This window comes from Acidimicrobiales bacterium, from assembly GCA_030747595.1.
Classification (GTDB): Bacteria; Actinomycetota; Acidimicrobiia; order Acidimicrobiales; family MedAcidi-G1; genus UBA9410.
Window position 1 is genome coordinate 169,178 of sequence record JASLKK010000002.1, and the last position, 15,840, is coordinate 185,017.

At 66.4% G+C, this 15,840-nt stretch carries 14 protein-coding genes; 7 read left to right on the forward strand and 7 right to left on the reverse strand.

Annotation, left to right across the window (positions count from 1 at the left end):
- Window positions 1–9 precede the first annotated feature (9 nt).
- The 3 genes from QF777_02170 to speB are packed head-to-tail and all read right to left on the reverse strand — an operon-like array spanning window position 10 to window position 3,393.
- Complete coding sequence (locus QF777_02170) at window positions 10–1,215, reverse strand: aminotransferase class III-fold pyridoxal phosphate-dependent enzyme (protein ID MDP6910357.1); 1,206 nt, start codon at window positions 1,213–1,215, stop codon at window positions 10–12.
- The gene (locus tag QF777_02175; protein ID MDP6910358.1) at window positions 1,212–2,435 is read right to left on the reverse strand and encodes an MFS transporter; all 1,224 of its coding nucleotides are present in this window, start codon (window positions 2,433–2,435) and stop codon (window positions 1,212–1,214) included. Before QF777_02175 ends, QF777_02170 begins: the two co-directional genes overlap by 4 nt.
- Entirely contained in the window at window positions 2,428–3,393 is a 966-nt protein-coding gene (gene speB, locus QF777_02180; GenBank protein ID MDP6910359.1) for an agmatinase, read from the reverse strand. Before speB ends, QF777_02175 begins: the two co-directional genes overlap by 8 nt.
- A gap of 79 nt (window positions 3,394–3,472) precedes the next feature.
- On the opposite strand from speB, the gene QF777_02185 reads away from it, so the two are divergent.
- A complete protein-coding gene (locus QF777_02185) occupies window positions 3,473–4,102 on the forward strand; it encodes a class I SAM-dependent methyltransferase (GenBank protein MDP6910360.1) in 630 nt (209 codons plus the stop codon).
- Between the two features lie 6 nt (window positions 4,103–4,108).
- Here QF777_02185 and QF777_02190 read toward each other — a convergent pair whose 3' ends face one another.
- The gene (locus QF777_02190; protein MDP6910361.1) at window positions 4,109–5,521 is read right to left on the reverse strand and encodes an amidase; all 1,413 of its coding nucleotides are present in this window, start codon (window positions 5,519–5,521) and stop codon (window positions 4,109–4,111) included.
- A gap of 42 nt (window positions 5,522–5,563) precedes the next feature.
- Between QF777_02190 and QF777_02195 the strand changes: the two genes are divergently transcribed.
- Window positions 5,564–6,451 (forward strand): alpha/beta hydrolase, encoded by an 888-nt coding sequence (locus QF777_02195; protein MDP6910362.1) that lies wholly within the window; start codon window positions 5,564–5,566, stop codon window positions 6,449–6,451.
- A 42-nt stretch (window positions 6,452–6,493) separates the two neighbouring features.
- Here QF777_02195 and QF777_02200 read toward each other — a convergent pair whose 3' ends face one another.
- Window positions 6,494–7,915, reverse strand: coding sequence for an aldehyde dehydrogenase family protein (locus QF777_02200; GenBank protein MDP6910363.1), 1,422 nt, complete (start codon window positions 7,913–7,915; stop codon window positions 6,494–6,496).
- Between the two features lie 115 nt (window positions 7,916–8,030).
- On the opposite strand from QF777_02200, the gene QF777_02205 reads away from it, so the two are divergent.
- The 3 genes from QF777_02205 to QF777_02215 are packed head-to-tail and all read left to right on the forward strand — an operon-like array spanning window position 8,031 to window position 11,766.
- Complete coding sequence (locus tag QF777_02205) at window positions 8,031–9,533, forward strand: aldehyde dehydrogenase family protein (GenBank protein MDP6910364.1); 1,503 nt, start codon at window positions 8,031–8,033, stop codon at window positions 9,531–9,533.
- Window positions 9,530–10,699, forward strand: coding sequence for an acyl-CoA dehydrogenase family protein (locus QF777_02210; GenBank protein ID MDP6910365.1), 1,170 nt, complete (start codon window positions 9,530–9,532; stop codon window positions 10,697–10,699). The genes QF777_02205 and QF777_02210 overlap by 4 nt, the downstream gene beginning before the upstream one ends.
- Window positions 10,700–10,728: 29 nt before the next feature.
- Window positions 10,729–11,766: a hypothetical protein gene (locus tag QF777_02215; GenBank protein ID MDP6910366.1), complete on the forward strand. Its 1,038-nt coding sequence runs from the start codon at window positions 10,729–10,731 to the stop codon at window positions 11,764–11,766.
- Between the two features lie 81 nt (window positions 11,767–11,847).
- Here the strand turns inward: QF777_02215 and QF777_02220 are convergent, their stop codons facing one another.
- The gene (locus tag QF777_02220; protein ID MDP6910367.1) at window positions 11,848–13,119 is read right to left on the reverse strand and encodes a cytochrome P450; all 1,272 of its coding nucleotides are present in this window, start codon (window positions 13,117–13,119) and stop codon (window positions 11,848–11,850) included.
- Window positions 13,120–13,130: 11 nt separating this feature from the next.
- Entirely contained in the window at window positions 13,131–13,940 is an 810-nt protein-coding gene (locus QF777_02225) for an acetoacetate decarboxylase family protein (protein MDP6910368.1), read from the reverse strand.
- A 91-nt stretch (window positions 13,941–14,031) separates the two neighbouring features.
- Here QF777_02225 and QF777_02230 point away from each other — a divergent pair, with 91 nt between their 5' ends.
- Window positions 14,032–14,898 carry a fumarylacetoacetate hydrolase family protein gene (locus QF777_02230; GenBank protein MDP6910369.1) on the forward strand — a complete coding sequence of 289 codons (867 nt, stop codon included), beginning with the start codon at window positions 14,032–14,034 and terminating at the stop codon, window positions 14,896–14,898.
- Window positions 14,899–15,310: 412 nt separating this feature from the next.
- Window positions 15,311–15,840 (forward strand): ABC transporter substrate-binding protein (locus QF777_02235; protein ID MDP6910370.1); only part of this gene is annotated, 530 nt, incomplete at its 3' end.

Below are 15,840 nucleotides of genomic sequence, written 5' to 3' on the forward strand. Positions count from 1 at the left end.
CCGGTCTGGTCAACGCAGAGCGTTGGCCAGGGTGTCGATGACGCGGCCGATTTCGTCGTCGGTAATGACGAGCGGCGGACAGATGGCCAGGCAGGTCCCGATGGGCCGCACTATCACCCCCTCCTCAAGGATGGCGTTTCGTACCGGGATGGAGTCGCGGCCCAGTTCCGCGGCGTACACCGCGCCCATGCCCCGCCACGATTCGATGTGTCCGTCGGCCGCCAGGGCACGCAGGCCCTCCTGGAGCTTTTCGCCGACGTGGTTGGCCCGCTGATCAAGGCCTTCGTCGGTCATGATCTGGAGGTTGGCTATGCCCGCTGCGCACGAGGCATGGTGTCCCGAGTACGTGTAGCCGGTTCGGAGCAGGAAGCCGGGCTCTTCGAGCTCCTCGCAGACGGCCCGGGACACGATGACGCCGGACAGCGGGAGGTAGCCCGACGTGACGCCCTTGGCGAAGGTGATCAGGTCAGGGGTGACGCCAAAGGTCTGGGCGCCGAACCATTCGCCGGTCCGACCGAAGCCGCAGATTACCTCATCGAAGATGAGCAGTGCCCCGTTGTCGTCACACAGGCGACGCAGGCCCTCGAGGTAGCCGTCGGCCGGTGGGAAGACACCGCCAGCACCCTGTAGCGGCTCGGTCAGGACAGCGGCAATCCGGTCACCCTGCTCGGCGAAGATCGACGCCATGGCCTCTAGGTCGTCGTGGGGGACCTCCAGGAAGTGGGGGACCAGGTCGCCCCAGCCCTCACGGTTGGGGGCGATGCCCTGAGCTGACGTCCCTCCGAAGTTAGTTCCGTGGTAGCCGTTGGTGCGCTTGATGATGACCTGGCGACCCTCGGTGCCCCGGCGTTGCTGGACCAGTCGGGCAATCTTCAGCGCGGTGTCGACAGCCTCAGATCCCGAGCAACCCAGGAAGGTCCGTCCGTCGGGGTGCGGCGACCGCTCCACGATCATCTCAGCCACCCGGGCGGCGGGACCGTTGGTGAACGGAGCGAAGGTGTTGTACGCCTCCATCTGGTGCATCTGAGCGGTGACGGCGTCGATGATCTCGGTACGTCCGTGGCCGACCTGACAGAGCCAGAGGTTGGCCATGGCGTCGACATAGTCCTTGCCGGAGGCGTCGTAGACGAGCGAGCCCTCGCCGCGGACGATGTCGATGAAGTCGCCCTCGGGCATGGCCGGTGGGGAAAACGGGTGGAGCAGGGCGTTGGTCATTGAAAGGGCCTCCTGATCGGGTCGGTGGGGACGCCGGGTTGGACGAGCTGACGGTCGGTGGGTCGCGTGAGTATGGCACCAATCAGCAAAAGGATCGCCATGGTGGAGGCGGTGACAATCCAGGCCGTGAGGTCACCGTGGCTGTCGTAGATCATGGCAATGATCATGGCTGCCACCGCGGCCGTGGCCACCTCGACGGCACCCATGAGGCCCTGCGCGGAGGCCTGTCGGTTCTCGGCCACTGCGGCGGCCACCAGCATGGGGGCCGACGGGAAGGTGAAGCCCTCCATTACCGAGGTGGCCATGGTGATGGCCACCAGGGCGGCCACTCCGGGGACGACGCCGTAGAAGGTGGTCAGCAGGGTGATGCTGGCCAGGCCTCCGATGGCCCACCGGCGGGCGCCGTACCGCTGGGCCAGCGAGCCACCCAGTGGGGACAGCAGGGCGATGGGGAGAGCCGCCAGGGTGATCCCGACCGCCAGAGTGGTCTGGGTGGCGCCGCGGGTATCCATCTCGAGGACCCACACGGCCTCGAAGGCACCGATGAACACGAAGTAGGCCGCCACCACGAAGAAGGCGCCCACCAGGCGGCGGATGCGAAGCAGGCCCTTGAGGCCGAGGCCCTCCTCGTCTCGTGCCGCCGTGTCGGGTTGGGCCCGGAAGGAGACGGGCAGCAGCATGGCCAATGCGACGGCCATGGCCCAGAACGTGAACCGAAAGCCACCGATACCGGCCAGCAGGGAGGCGATCATCGGACCGGCCACGAAGCCGCCGACGTCCCACGCTCCAAGGCGACCCATGTTGCGTCCCAGGTTCGTCGGATCGGCCACGATGACCGTGCGTCGGGCCGCCGGGCCGGCAGTGCCCAGGGCGAAGCCGAAGACCGCCCGCCCGAGCACGTAGTGCCAAAGATCCTGGCCGACGGCCAAGAGCACCATGCCGACGACGCCGAGGGCGAGGCCGCCGCGAAGCATGGCCGGGGCCCGGCCCCGGTCGGCTTGGGGGGCCATGCTGATGTTGGCCACGAAGGCCGCCGCGAATCCCGCAGCGATGGCCAGGCCGATCCCGGTATCGGTGAACCCGAGCTCACTGCGGATCTCGGCAAGCAGCACGATGATCGACCCCAGCCCCGCTGACGCCCCGAACAGGATCAGGAAGTAGGGAGCAAGGCTGGGCCCGGTCTTGGAGGGCTCACCGTTACTCGTCAGATCCTCAGCCACGGACGTCGACGCCGGGGAGCACACAGAGCATCTCGTAGAGGAGGTTGGCGGCCACCAGACTGGTCATGCCGGTGGTGTCGTAGATGGGGGCCACCTCGACGAGGTCGCATCCCACGAGGTCCAGACCACGGCAACCCCGGATCACCTCGAGGCCCTGGGGCATGGTGAGGCCACCGACCTCGGGCGTGCCGGTGCCGGGTGCGTACGCGGGGTCCAGGCCGTCGATGTCGAAGCTCAGGTAGACGGGGCCTCCGTCCACCTGTTCGCGCACCTCGGCCATGAGCGGTTCGAGGCTGCGGTGCCAGCATTCCTCGGCCTGAACGACCCGGAAGCCCTGCTCCCGCGACCAGTCGAAGTCATCGGCCGCATAGCCGGTGCCCCGAACACCGATCTGGACGACACGGTTGCTGTCCAGCAGGCCTTCTTCGACGGCCCTCCGGAACGGGGTGCCGTGTGCCACCTTGGAGCCGAACATGGTGTCGTTGATGTCGGTGTGGGCGTCCACGTGGATCAGCCCGACTGGGCCGTGCTTACTGGCCATGGCTCGCAGGATGGGCAGCACGATGGTGTGGTCGCCGCCCATTGACGCGGTGATCACGTCGTGGGCCAGCAGGTCGACGTAGTGGGCCTCGATGGCATCCACGGCGGCCCCCAGGTCGAAGGGGCTGGCTGCCACGTCGCCCGTGTCATCGATGCGGAGGCTGTCGAACGGGGCGGCCCGGGTGGCCATGTTGTAGGGGCGAAGCAGCACCGATTCGGAGCGGATGTCGCGAGGGCCGAAGCGGGCGCCCGGCCGGTTGGAGGTGCCGATGTCCATGGGGACGCCCACCACGGCGACGTCCAGGTCAGCCGGCTCGGTGGTGCCGGGAAGGCGCATGAAGGTGGCAATGCCGCCGAAGCGGGGCATCTCGTTGCCGCCGAGGGGTTGGGGGTTCCCTGTCTTGAATCGCTGGGTCATCGGGGGAGTATTCCACGGGTGGTCCTGGTGAGTCGCCTCGAATCGGTGGTGGCGGTCGGGCCATGGCAGGCTCCGCACCATGGTCCACGAGAGTTACCGACATGAACACGACAAGGGCCTGATGGCTGAGCTTCGATGGCTTCGAAAGATCCGCACCTTCTGGCAGACCGACCTGAACCGGGCCATCGTCGACCTGGCAGCTCCTCAGCCCGGTGAGCGTGGTCTAGACGTGGGAGCCGGCATGGGTGCAGCCACGGTTCTGGCAGCCAGGCGTGGTGCCCACGTGGTGGCCGTGGAGCCGGGCGGCACCATGCGCCTGGTGGCCCGGGGGCGACGATTATTCAACCGGAGTCGGCGGAGGATCACCGTCGAACCCGGGGTGGCCGAGGACCTGCCGGTGGCCGGGGGATCCACTGAAGTGCTCTGGGCGGGTAACGCCATGCACCACTGGGTCGACCATGAGGCGGCGTTCGCCGAGTTTGCGCGGGTGTTGGCGCCAGGCGGCCGGCTGGTACTGGTCGACGAGGACTATGACGACCCGACCCATCCCGACCATGGAGAGTTTGCCGGTCACGAGGCCGAGTTGACGCCGGTCGACGTGGAAGCCATCGCCGTGGCCATGGTGGCTCTGGGGCTGGATGCCGCCGGTACCTACGAGGTGGTGGCCGGCGTCCCGGCCAAGGTCGTTCGGGCGACCAAGCCGGTTTAACGCAGGTCAATCCTGAACGGGATCAATGGGAGTGATGGGCGGGTGGGCTGCCTCGACGACGGCGGCCGCCGCGAGGGTGCGGTCCTCTCGGTGACGGTCGGCCATGAACTGCACGCCGAGGGGCACACCGTCGGCGTTGCATCCGATTGGGATCTGGGTGGCGGGAAGGCCGAGCACGTTGGCCGGGGTGATGGGTGTGAAGACGCCGTCGTAGAGGGCCCGGACGACGGTCAGGTCATCGGAGAGGTCGTCGTGATGGCCGAACGGCGGCTGGTACCAGGTGGGCAGCACCAGCACCGGAAAATCGTCTAGGAACAAGGCCCACTGGCGGGCCAGGCGGTGGCGTTCGATATGAACTTCCTGGGGTGCCACCTCACCAGCCGGCCAGAACGCCATCGAGGAGCGGATCAGGTGGGCGCCGTCGTCGGACATCACGGCGGACAGGGCCTCCATGGTCATCGGGAAGTCTTCGCCGAGGAGCCGACCCCACACGTCGTAGCACCGCTCCATCTCGGGTGGGGTGGCGTCGACGACGTCCCAGCCGGCGGCGGCCAGAGCTTCGCCGGCCCGGCGAACGGCCTCGCGGGCATCAGGGTGGATTGGCTCACCGGGCAGGTCGGTGGGCACGGCGGCCCGTCGGATGAAGTTCCTGCCGTCGTGGGGCACATCGACTGACCGGGGGTCGCGCGGGTGGCGCCCCACGGTGACTCGCAACATCGCCTCGAGGTCCGCCACCGAGCGGGCCATGGGGCCGGCGACGGCCATGAGTTGCCGTCCCAGCAGAGCTTCGGATGCGCGGGGTGACGTGCCGTGTACGGGCAGGCGTCCGAGGGAGGTCTTGGTCGCAGCGATACCACACGCGTAGGCCGGGTTGCGGACTGACCCGCCGAGGTCACTGCCCATGCCCATGGGGGTCATGCCCGAGGCGATGGCCGAAGCGTCGCCACCGGACGATCCGCTGGCCGTACGGTCCGGGTGCCAGGGGTTGCGGGTCAGGCCGAACAAGGGGTTGTCGGTGGCCAACCGCATGGCCATCTCGGGCTGGTTGGTCTTGGCGATGGGGATGGCCCCAGCGGACCGGAGTCGGCCGATGGTGGGGTCGTCGACCGGGGCGACGTTGTCGGCGAAGGTCGGGATGCCGTAGGTGGTTGGGTGGCCTGCCAAGTCCAGCCCGTCCTTGACGGTGAAGGGGACGCCGGCCAGCGGGCCCAGTGTCTCGCCGGCGGCCCGGGCCCGGTCCGTGGCGTCGGCGGCGGCCCGGGCTTCATCGGCCGTTACCAGCACGGCGGCGTTCAGCCAGCCGTTCACCTCGTCTATGCGTTCCAGATGGGCCTCAATCACCTCGCGAGCTGACACGTCGACACTGGCCATCAGAGAGGCCAGTTCGGTGCCGGTCCGTTGCCAGAGTGGATCAGTCATCGTGGCAACCTAACCACCACCCGGAGAGCGGAGGACGGCGACATGCCGCAAGCAGAGTCCAATGGGCTGACACTGGAGTACGAAGAGTTCGGTGATTCCGCCGATCCGCCGATCCTGCTCATCATGGGGCTGAGTGCCCAAATGACGGTGTGGCCCGAGGACTTCTGTCGGCAGTTGGCCCACCGGGGTCACCGAGTGATCCGATTCGACAACCGGGACGTCGGCCTCAGCACGTGGTTCGACCAGTGCCCGGTGGGTGATCCGGTCGAGGCCTTCCTCACGTTCCTGGGTGGCGGGTCCGTCGAATCGCCCTACGCCATGGCCGATCTAGCCGATGATGCTGCCGGCCTGCTAGACGCCCTCGGCCTCGATTCGGTGCACGTGGTGGGCGCCTCGTTCGGAGGGATGATCGCCCAGCGGATCGCCATCGGACATCCCGACCGGGTCCGGAGTCTGACCTCGATCATGTCGATGCCCAGGGTCATCCCCATGGATCTGGAGGTGGCCCTGTCGCTGCAGGCTCCTGACGTGGACCCGTCGGACCACGAAACGGTCGTGGCATCGGGAGTCGCGGCTGCCCGCCTATACGCCGGAACGGGGTTCACCTTCGACGAGGAGGGAGCCCGCCGGCAATCACTGGCCAACCTGAAGCGGGCCTGGCACCCTGATGGTGGCGTACGTCAGGCCTTCGCCGCACTGGCCGACGAGGATCGTCGCCCCGGCCTGGCAGAGGTGACGGTTCCCGCGTTGGTCATCCACGGCACCGAGGATCCGCTCGTCGTGCCTCAGGGTGGGCAGGAGACCGCCGATGCAATCCCGGGTGCCGAACTGGTGTGGATAGAGGGCATGGGGCACGAGATGCCCGAGGCGGCGTGGCCTCAGATCCTTGATCCGATCAGTGCGCTGGTTGCCCGGGCCGAGACCCTCTGACCCTTTCGGTTGGTACCTGTCGGCCTGCGGGCCGACAGGCGATCAGGGCTGGATGATGATGAGGCGGTCCTCGGTCATCTCGCGCACCGTGTAGGCGGGGCCTTCACGGGTGTTGCCCGAGTCACGGATGCCGCCATACGGCATGTGGTCGGCCCGCCACGACGGCGACTCGTTGATGAGCACACCGCCGTACTCGAGGACCTCGGTGGCCCGCAGGGCCTTGCCGATGTCGTTGGTGAACACAGCGGCCTGTAGCCCGTAGGTACTGGCGTTAGCCCTGGTCAGGGCGTCCTCGTAGTCGGTATAGGTGGCAATGCCCACCACCGGTCCAAACACCTCAATGCAACTGACCTTCATGTCATCGGTGACGTCGGCCAGAACGGTGGGGGCCAGAACGCCGTCGGTCATGGTGCCGCCACAGACCAGCGTGGCCCCGGCTGCCGTGGCTTCATCGACCCAGGCGGCGACCCGTTCGGTCTCGCCGCCGTCGATGAGCGACGACACATCGGTGGCCGGATCGGCTGGATCGCCCACGGTGAGGCTGCGGGCCTGGTCGGCCATGGCCTCGGTGAACGCAGTGGCGATATCTTCGTGCACGTAGATGCGCTGGGTGGAGATGCAGGTCTGACCGGCGAAGCCGAAGGCCGCCATCTTCAACTTGGCGGCTGCAGCAGCCACGTCGACGTCGGGTTCGATGACGATCGGCGAGTTGTTGCCGAGTTCGAGGGAAACCTTCTTGCGGGGGGCGGTAGCTCGGATGTTCCAACCCACGGGTGGCGAGCCGGTGAAGGTGATCATGGCCACGTCATCGTGTTCGACCAGATGTGCGGCAGTACGGCCCGGGCAGGTGACCACGTTCAACCAGCCCGGCGGCAGACCACAGTCCTCGAGGAGGACCTCGGCCAGCAGGAGGGCGGTCAACGGGGTAGACGAGGCCGGCTTGAGGACCACCGGGCAGCCAGCGGCGATCGCCGGTGCAATCTTGTGACACACCAGATTCAACGGAAAGTTGAACGGCGAGATGGCTCCGACCACGCCGATCGGGACCTTTTTGATGAAGCCGGTCTTGCCTTCACCAGCCGGACTGGCGTCCAGCGTCAGGGCTTCGCTGGTCATGGTCCGGGCCACGGCGGCCGAGAACCGGGCCGTGTCGACGGCCCGGGAGGCCTCGACGCGGGCAGTGCTGATGGGCTTGGCCGCCTCAGCCGAGATGCTCTGGGCGAACTCCTCCTGTCGGGCCGTAAGGGCCTCGGCCAGACGGTCCAAGATGGCGGCGCGTTCGTGGGTGGGGATCGCTCCGGCGGCCAGAGTGGCCTTTGCCGTGGCGATGGCCGCGTCGAGGTGTTCCGTCGTGCCCACCGGGACACTGCCCAGGACACGACCGTCGTAAGGCGACCGGACCTCGTCGGCCTTGTCGGCGTCGACGCGCTCGGCGCCGATGATCATCAGGTGATGTTCGCTCACGGGGAAGACCTCCGGGGACGCGCGTGTGACCGGGACAACCTACACTGATGCAGATACTTCGGACCCGAATGAATCTGATGGTGTGGGTCCGCCGGGCCCTGGGATGAGGGCGATGATGGGCGACGACGCTGGAGTGCGGTCACGGGTTTCCGTGGCTGGGGTATCGGTCTCCGTCGACCATTACGTCGGAGGGCGTCGCCTGTCGTCGCCCACCACCTTCGAGAATCGCTCCCCGTTGGACTGGTCGACGGTGCTGGCCGAGGTGTCGGCCGGTGACGCCGCCACAGCGGATGCTGCCCTGGCCGCGGCCACCGAGGCCTTCGAGGGCTGGGCTGCCCTGGGTACCGCCGGGCGGGCACCCCACCTCCGCCGTCTGGCCGACCTGATCGACGAGCGGGTGGCCGATATCGCGGCGGTTGAGTGCGTCGACATGGGGATGCGCCACGAGAGCCTCCGCAACCGGGTCATCGGCCGGGGGGCTAGAAACTTCCGGGCCTACGCCGAACTGGCCGAACAGCACGAGGAACGGGTCTGGTCGTCCAACGGCACCGCCAACCGTGTGCAGCGACTCCCTGCTGGTCCAGCGGTGGTCATCACGCCGTGGAACGCCCCGTTCATGCTGGCCACCTGGAAGCTGGCTCCCGCGCTGGCTGCCGGCAACCCGGTGGTCCTCAAGCCTGCCGAGTGGTCGCCCCTGTCGGCCAGCTTGCTGGCCGACCTAGCCGACGAGGCCGGACTGCCGTCCGGCGTACTCAACGTCGTGCAGGGCATCGGGTCCCAGATCGGTCCACCACTGACATCGGACCGGCGGGTGCGGCGCCTGTCGTTCACCGGTTCGCCGGCCACCGCCCGGGCGATCGGGACGGCTGCCGCGGCCAACATCGTGCCGTTCACCGCGGAACTGGGCGGAAAGGGCGCCCTGGTGGTGTTTGCCGACAGCGACCTGGATGCAGCGGCCCGCACGGCAGCCGGCCAGTACGACGACTCGGGCCAGGTCTGCCTGGCCGGGACCCGCCTACTCGTCGAGGCTTCGGCGGCCGACGACTTTCTGGCCCGGTTCCACGCCTACGCCGACGAGCACCTCCTCGGCGACGCCCATGACGATGCCACCACGATCACTCCGATGATCCACCCCACCCACGTGACCCGCGTCGAGGGGTTCATCGAGCGGGCGCTGGCGGCCGGCGACAAGGTGCTCCGGGGTGGGCACCGTCATGTCCCCGACGGTTGGACCGGGCGGCCCGAGGACGCCCTGTGGGTTGAGCCCACCCTTATCGCGCCGGCGTCCAATGACAGCGAGATCGTCCAACACGAGGTGTTCGGGCCCGTCCTGACCTTCCAGACGTTCGTCGACGAGGATGAGGCGATCCGGCTTGCCAACTCAACGGCCTACGGGCTGTCGGCCACTTTGTTCACCGGATCGGCCGAGCGGGCCGAGCGGGTGGGTGGCGCTCTTCGGGCGGGCACCACCTGGGTCAATTGCTTTCTGGTTCGCGACCTGACGGCGCCGTTCGGTGGCTTGGGCATCAGCGGACTGGGGCGCGAGGGTGGTGATCACGCCCTGGAGTTCCACGCCGACCTCAAGACCCTCCAGATACGTGAGGACACCACCACATGAGCGACCTGATAACCCCCCGCCGGCGAGAGCTGGTGGGCCAGATGGCAGCGCTGGGGCCGACCATCGCGGCCCGGGCCGATCAGGTCGACCGGGATGCGGCCTTTCCCTACGAGAACTACGCCGATCTCCGCGAGGCGGGCTTCCTTGCCCTGTGCATCCCTGAGGAACACGGCGGACTGGGTGCGGACTTCTCGACCTACGCCCTGGTATCCGAGGAATTGGCCAGGCACTGCGGTTCGACCGCGCTGACCTTCAACATGCACACAGCCACCATGTTGCTGATCGGCCAGATAGCCGACGACCTCTCGATGGGTGACGAGGAGCGAGTGGAGCACGACCGGCGCCGCACCGCCGTGTGGCGTGGCGTGGTCGAGGACGGCACGATCCACGCTCAGCCGTTCAGCGAGGGGCGGGCACCCGGGGAGACCGCGGGCTTCGCCACGCAGGCCGTTCCCGTCGACGGGGGCTTCCGGGTGTCGGGTCGCAAGATCTTCGCCTCGTTGTCCGAAGCCGCCGACAGTCACAACGTGACTTGCATGGTCGAAGGCGACGATCGGGTCCGGTTCCTCGGGGTACCGGCTGACGCGGAGGGCATCACCATCCAAGGCGACTGGGATCCGCTGGGCATGCGGGGCACCGTTTCCAAGAACTTGCTGTTCGACAACGTGTTCGTACGTGCCGACCAGGAGTTACTGCCGCCTGGTTGCTTCGACCAGGTGGCCACCCGCTGGCCGTACTTCTACATGACGCTGTCGTTTTCCTACCTGGGGATCCAGCGGGCGGTGCTGGACTACACGGCAGCCGCCCTGCGAGGCGACGGTGGGTCGACGGAACGCCGGGACCACCCGCAGAAGCAGAACGGGTGGGCGGAGATGCGCTTGGCGTGGGAACGGTCCCAGGCCCTGACCTACCGGGTGCTTGGCGAGGTAGGGGTGGATCCGACCGAGGACCAACTCCATCGGGCCTGGTCGGCCACGGTGACGGCCATGGAGACGGCGCCTGAGGTGGCGTCCACCGCGGTCCGGGTGTGTGGCGGCCGCTCGCTTCTGCGACCCAGCGCTCTAGAGCGGATGTATCGCGACGCCCGCTGCGGTGCCACGATGCTTCCGTGGAGCGTCGAGGTGACGCGCGATCGACTGGGCCGGGCTGGCCTCTACGACGACTGAACCGATCAGGAAGGGATGGGGGGACTGACATGAGTGTGCCGTGGCATCGGATTGAGGCGTTCTCCGACCACTTCGCCCGTTGTGCAGTGCACGCCGGCGAGACGGCCGTGGTGCTGGCCGAGGACGACAGCCGTCCTGAACTGGTCAAGGCGGCCGTGGTCGCCCTGCAACGCCTCGGTGCCGCGGTGTCGACCGTGGTGCTGCCCACGCTCCCCAACCGGGGCCCCGTCCCTATCCGCTCCACCGGAGCGTCGGTGGCTCTCGCCCACAACCCGGCGGTGCTGGCAGGACTGGCAGCTGCCGACTTCATTGCCGACTGCACTGTGGAGGGCCTGCTGCACGCTGAGGAACGCCCGGCCATCCTTTCCGACGGCGCCCGGATTCTGATGTTGTCCAACGAGCACCCGGAGGTGTTCGACCGCGTTGGCCACGATGAATCTTTGAGCGACCGGGTGGCCCATGGACGCCAACTGCTGGCCGGGGCGTCGACCATGCAGGTCACCTCCGTGGCCGGAACCGACCTCACGGTCCACCTGGCTGGAGCGGTGGTCGCTGGGTCGGACGGCACGGTCACCGAGCCGGGCGGTATCGCCCACTGGCCAGGCGGGCTGGTGCTCTGCTTTCCGGCCGCCGGCTCTACCTCGGGAACCATTGTCATGGCCCCGGGTGACGCCAACCTGACCTTCAAGGAATACGTGCGATCACCGATCACCTGCACGCTGGTGGACGATCACGTCGTGTCCGTTGACGGCGACGGGTTGGACGCCGAACTCTTCTCGTCGTACCTGGCTGCATGGGACGAACCGGAGGCCTACGCGGTCAGCCACGTGGGCTGGGGCATGAACCACGCCTGCCGGTGGGATGTCCTGCCGCTGTACGACAAGGCCGACCTGAACGGCACGGAGCTACGGGCCTTCGCCGGGAACTTCCTGTGGTCGACCGGGGCCAACGAGGTGGCCGACCGATTCTGCCGGGGCCACTTCGACCTGCCGATGCGAAACTGTACGGTGGCCCTCGACGGTGTGTCCGTAGTGGTCGACGGAACCCTGGTTCCAGATCTGACCTGAATGACTGGCCAGGCCAGGCCAGGCCTGGGCTGACGGCCGGGACCGGGTAGGTACGCGGCTCGGAGGACTGCCTCTTTGAGCTCAGGCGGTCTGGATGGTGAGGTGCTTGGTGCCGCTGATGAGGTTGGAACGCAGGCGGTCCGAGGCGTGCACGATCTCGATGTCGGTGGTGCGGGCGAGCAGTTCCTGCAGGGTGATGCGGATCTCCATGCGGGCCAACCACGCTCCCAGACAGAGATGCGGCCCGTTGCGCCCGAAGGCAACGTGGTCGTTGGGGTCCCGTCGGATGTCGAACCGGTAGGGGTCGTCGAACTTCCGCTCGTCGTAGTCAGCCGACGCCCACCACAGCACGACCTTGTCGCCCTTTCGGATGGTGCGGCCGTGGAGCCGCTGGTCACTGGTAGCGGTGCGCCGGAAGTGGGTGGTGACCGTGGTCCACCGCAGGATCTCCTCGACTGCCGTTCCCATCAGTGTCTGCTCATTTCGTAGAGCCTGCATTTGCTTGGGATGGTCTACGAGCGCCCGTAGACCTTCGGTCAACGAGTACCGGGTGGTGTCGTTGCCAGCGGCGACCAGCAGAGCGAAGAAGTTGTTGAACTCCAGATCACTAAGTGGTTCGCCGTCGGTGGTCGTCGCCAATAGTCGGGAGATCACATCGTCGTGGGGGCAGCCCCGCCGTTCAGCAGCTGCCTTTTGCGCGTAGCGGAAGACCTCCAGGCCGGCTGGGCTGCGGAAAGGGATAAGTCGGAATTCGTCGGTGTCGACCTGATCGACAACGTGGTCGGTGTACTCGGGATCGGAGTTGGACAGGAGCTGATCGCCCCATTCCACGAGTTGCTCGGCATGGTCGTCGGGGATCCCCAGAAGCCGACCCAGCATCCGCATCGGAAGCAAGCGGGCCACCTCGGCCACGAAGTCGAACTCGCCGAGGGTGAGTGCTTCATCGAGAATCTCGACTGTGAGCTCCCGGATCGGCTCCTCGTAGGACTCGACTGTCATACGTGTGAAGCCCCGGTTGACGAGCCGGCGCAACCTGGTGTGGTCGGGTGGGTCTAGCTCCATGAGGGTGCGCCGAGCCTCGGTCTCCTCAGCATCCATTTCTTCGAGACGGATGCCCTGGTAGGAGGTGAAGTCGCCCCACCGTCGGTTCAGGTCGACCACGTCGTCGTAACGAGTCACGGCCCAGAAGCCGGAGCCGTCAGCCTCGTCGACCCATGCCACCGGATCCTCATCGCGCATTCGCTGGAAGGTGGAGTACGGCGTGCCGGCCACCCAGGTGTCATGTGACGACAGGTCAACGTGGCCGTCGTCGGAGTCCGGTGTCCAGGGGTGACGGGCCACCTTCGTCTCCATGTTGCCGGTCACTATTCCCTTTCTGGGCGGAGATCGGCAAGAGTGGTGCCTCCGTTCCACGAAGCGCTCACGCTGCGCCAGTATCCGGCGATCATTTCCTTGGGAGCGAGGCGGTTGAGTTCCTCGACTGGAGATTCGAATACCCGGAGATCGACGTCGCCGGTGAATGCCGGACTGACTTCAGCGTCGTAGCCCTGCATGGTGACCAGTTCGTGCAGCGAATCGGTGCCGTCAGCCTCGATGGCCGGGAAATATCGGTGGTGGATCATTGGCAAAGCGTTCACGAAGCCGGCGTGGTCGCTGGGGCCAGTGATTGTGAATTCGGCTTCGATAAGTCGGCGCCCGTAGGCCGAGCAGGTGGCGCCGAAGTGGCCGCCAGGTTCAAGTCGAGGTCCGGCCTTGCCTACCGTGACTGGTCGGGTGACCCAGATGTCGCCCAACTTCTTGGGGTAGCCCTGCACGTGGCCACGCAACATTGCGTAGTCCTTGTCGACCCAGATATAGACGCAGCGACTGTACGTCTGGCCCTCGTAGGTGCAGCGGACGACGACGAAGCACTCCTTGTACTGGAGTCGGTCGGGATCAACGACTTCATTGAAGTCGTCGGAGCAGGACTGCCAGTCGGCCCAGATGATGGCCACCGCGCCCGGGTCGTCGTCAACCGGTGTCAACGGCTCGGGAAGTAGTTCAGCCACGGCCGCTGGGTCGGTGCGGTACTCGATGGTGAGCATGTCGCCCGAGTAGTGCCACGGAGGCGAGGGGACCAGTGAGGAGAGGCCGGTGGCCGAGCGGGGGAACGTAAAGCCTTGGAGGTTTGCCATGATGATGAGCGTATCATTTGGTCCCTAACGACTTCCATGCAAAGATGCTGCTCCCGCCAATAGCGCGGGATTGACCGATTGGGAGCTGCGGGTGGCCACGGACGGAAGCGGATCGCGAGAGACCCGGCGAATCATGCTGGACGGGTCGGTGGTCCCAGTGACAGTGGATGGCAAAGAGTTGGTGACCAGCGACGGTCGCCGAATCTCGGAGGCTGACGCCATGCACCTGCCTCCTAGCGAGCCATCCAAGATCCTCTGCGTTCACCTCAATCACGTCAGCCGGGTCGAGGAGTTCCAGGTTTCATTGCCGGCGGCGCCCACTTACTTCCAAAAGCCGACGTCCTCGTTGAACGCACATCGTGGCGAGGTGGTGCGACCCGAGCGATGCCGTTGGCTCAACTACGAGGGTGAGATCGTCATCGTCATGGGTCGACTGTGTCGCAACGTCAGCCCCGACGAGGCGGGCGACTTCATCGCTGGGTACAGCATCGGCAACGACTACGGCCTGCATGACTTCCGTGACACCGATGCTGGCTCGATGTTGCGGGTCAAGGGCTCGGACACCATGTGCCCGGTCGGTCCGGGCCTGGTCGAGGGCTGGGACTTCCGGGGCAAGGGCATCCGCACCCTGGTCAATGGCGAGGTGGCCCAGGACGGCAACACCGACGAGATGACGTGGGACATGCACTACTTGGTGGCCGACCTGGCCCGCACAATCACCCTGCTCCCAGGGGACATGATCTTCTCGGGCACGCCGGCCAACTCCCGGCCCGTGCAGCCCGGCGACGTGGTCACCGTGGAGGTTGAGGGCATCGGGGCGCTTACCAACACCATCGTGACCGGTCCAGTGCCCATCCGTGACGACTGTGGTGCCCAGCCCACCGAGTCCGAAGAGGTCCTATCGACCGCCCTCGGTGGCGACTGGGAGTTCCGTGGTATCCGCTCTCCAGAGCGCTGAAGTGGTGGCAACGACTGGCTAGTGCACATTTAGATTTTGTATGTAAATATGGCGCCGTCGTTGCAAACCCGCTCGACGCGACAGGTCAGGAGCATCAGTAGGCCGCTCGGTTGACCGTCGTTTACTCCCGAATGATTTACCCGAATGATTTACCCGAATGATTTAGATGCAAGGATTCTGAAGTACTAACTGGTCTCTAATTGAGTTCCATCCGGAGGGGTGACCCGATATGAAAACGAAATTCACGATGGCTTTGCTAACAGTCTTGGCAGTCACAGCTGCGTCCTGCGGGAGCAGTAGTGACGAGGCGTCGGAGCCACAGACAACAGCTGCCCCGGCAACAACAACTGCCCCGGCAACAACAGCTGCCCCTGCGACTACCGCTGCATCAGGAGACGGCTCAGCAGCGGCGATGTCGGGTCTAGATGTGGACGCGGTCTTGGCGGCGGACCTTTCGGATTGCGCCGATGCACCGTCGGGTGACCCGATCCGCGTGGGAATGGCGATGGACTTCTCCGACGTTGTGGGGTTCGTGGATATCCCGGGCTCGAAGGTCGTGCCGTATGTGGCGGAGCTGATCAACTGCGCAGGCGGCATCAACGGAAGCCCAGTGGAGGTCCGCGTGGCTGAGGTTGGTGACGACGCTGCGTTGGCTACCCAGGAGCTGCTGGACTGGGGCGCCCATTTCCTTATTGGCCCACCGTTCGCGGACTTCGCGTTGCCGATTTTGCAGACGACCGGTGGTCAGGTGCCGTTGTTCGTAGCGGCGTCGACGGAGCCGACGTTGGCTGATGCGTCGATCAACTCGTACCTAGTGACGTTTGACGACTACGGGATGTCAGAGGCGGCAGCGCGTTGGGCGCTGGACCAGGGCATCACGCGGGCCATCGTGTTCACCGAGGGTGAGGGGATCCCCTATACGGGCGTGAACCCGGATGCGTT

Bases quoted from the DNA above. Each gene is read 5' to 3' on its own strand.
- QF777_02210 (MDP6910365.1), top strand. From the start codon at position 9,530: ATGAGCGACCTGATAACCCCCCGCCGGCGAGAGCTGGTGGGCCAGATG.
- QF777_02220 (MDP6910367.1), bottom strand. From the start codon at position 13,119: ATGGAGACGAAGGTGGCCCGTCACCCCTGGACACCGGACTCCGACGAC.
- QF777_02170 (MDP6910357.1), bottom strand. From the start codon at position 1,215: ATGACCAACGCCCTGCTCCACCCGTTTTCCCCACCGGCCATGCCCGAG.
- QF777_02185 (MDP6910360.1), top strand. From the start codon at position 3,473: ATGGTCCACGAGAGTTACCGACATGAACACGACAAGGGCCTGATGGCT.
- QF777_02225 (MDP6910368.1), bottom strand. From the start codon at position 13,940: ATGGCAAACCTCCAAGGCTTTACGTTCCCCCGCTCGGCCACCGGCCTC.
- speB (MDP6910359.1), bottom strand. From the start codon at position 3,393: ATGACCCAGCGATTCAAGACAGGGAACCCCCAACCCCTCGGCGGCAAC.
- QF777_02205 (MDP6910364.1), top strand. From the start codon at position 8,031: ATGGGCGACGACGCTGGAGTGCGGTCACGGGTTTCCGTGGCTGGGGTA.
- QF777_02195 (MDP6910362.1), top strand. From the start codon at position 5,564: ATGCCGCAAGCAGAGTCCAATGGGCTGACACTGGAGTACGAAGAGTTC.
- QF777_02215 (MDP6910366.1), top strand. From the start codon at position 10,729: ATGAGTGTGCCGTGGCATCGGATTGAGGCGTTCTCCGACCACTTCGCC.
- QF777_02190 (MDP6910361.1), bottom strand. From the start codon at position 5,521: ATGACTGATCCACTCTGGCAACGGACCGGCACCGAACTGGCCTCTCTG.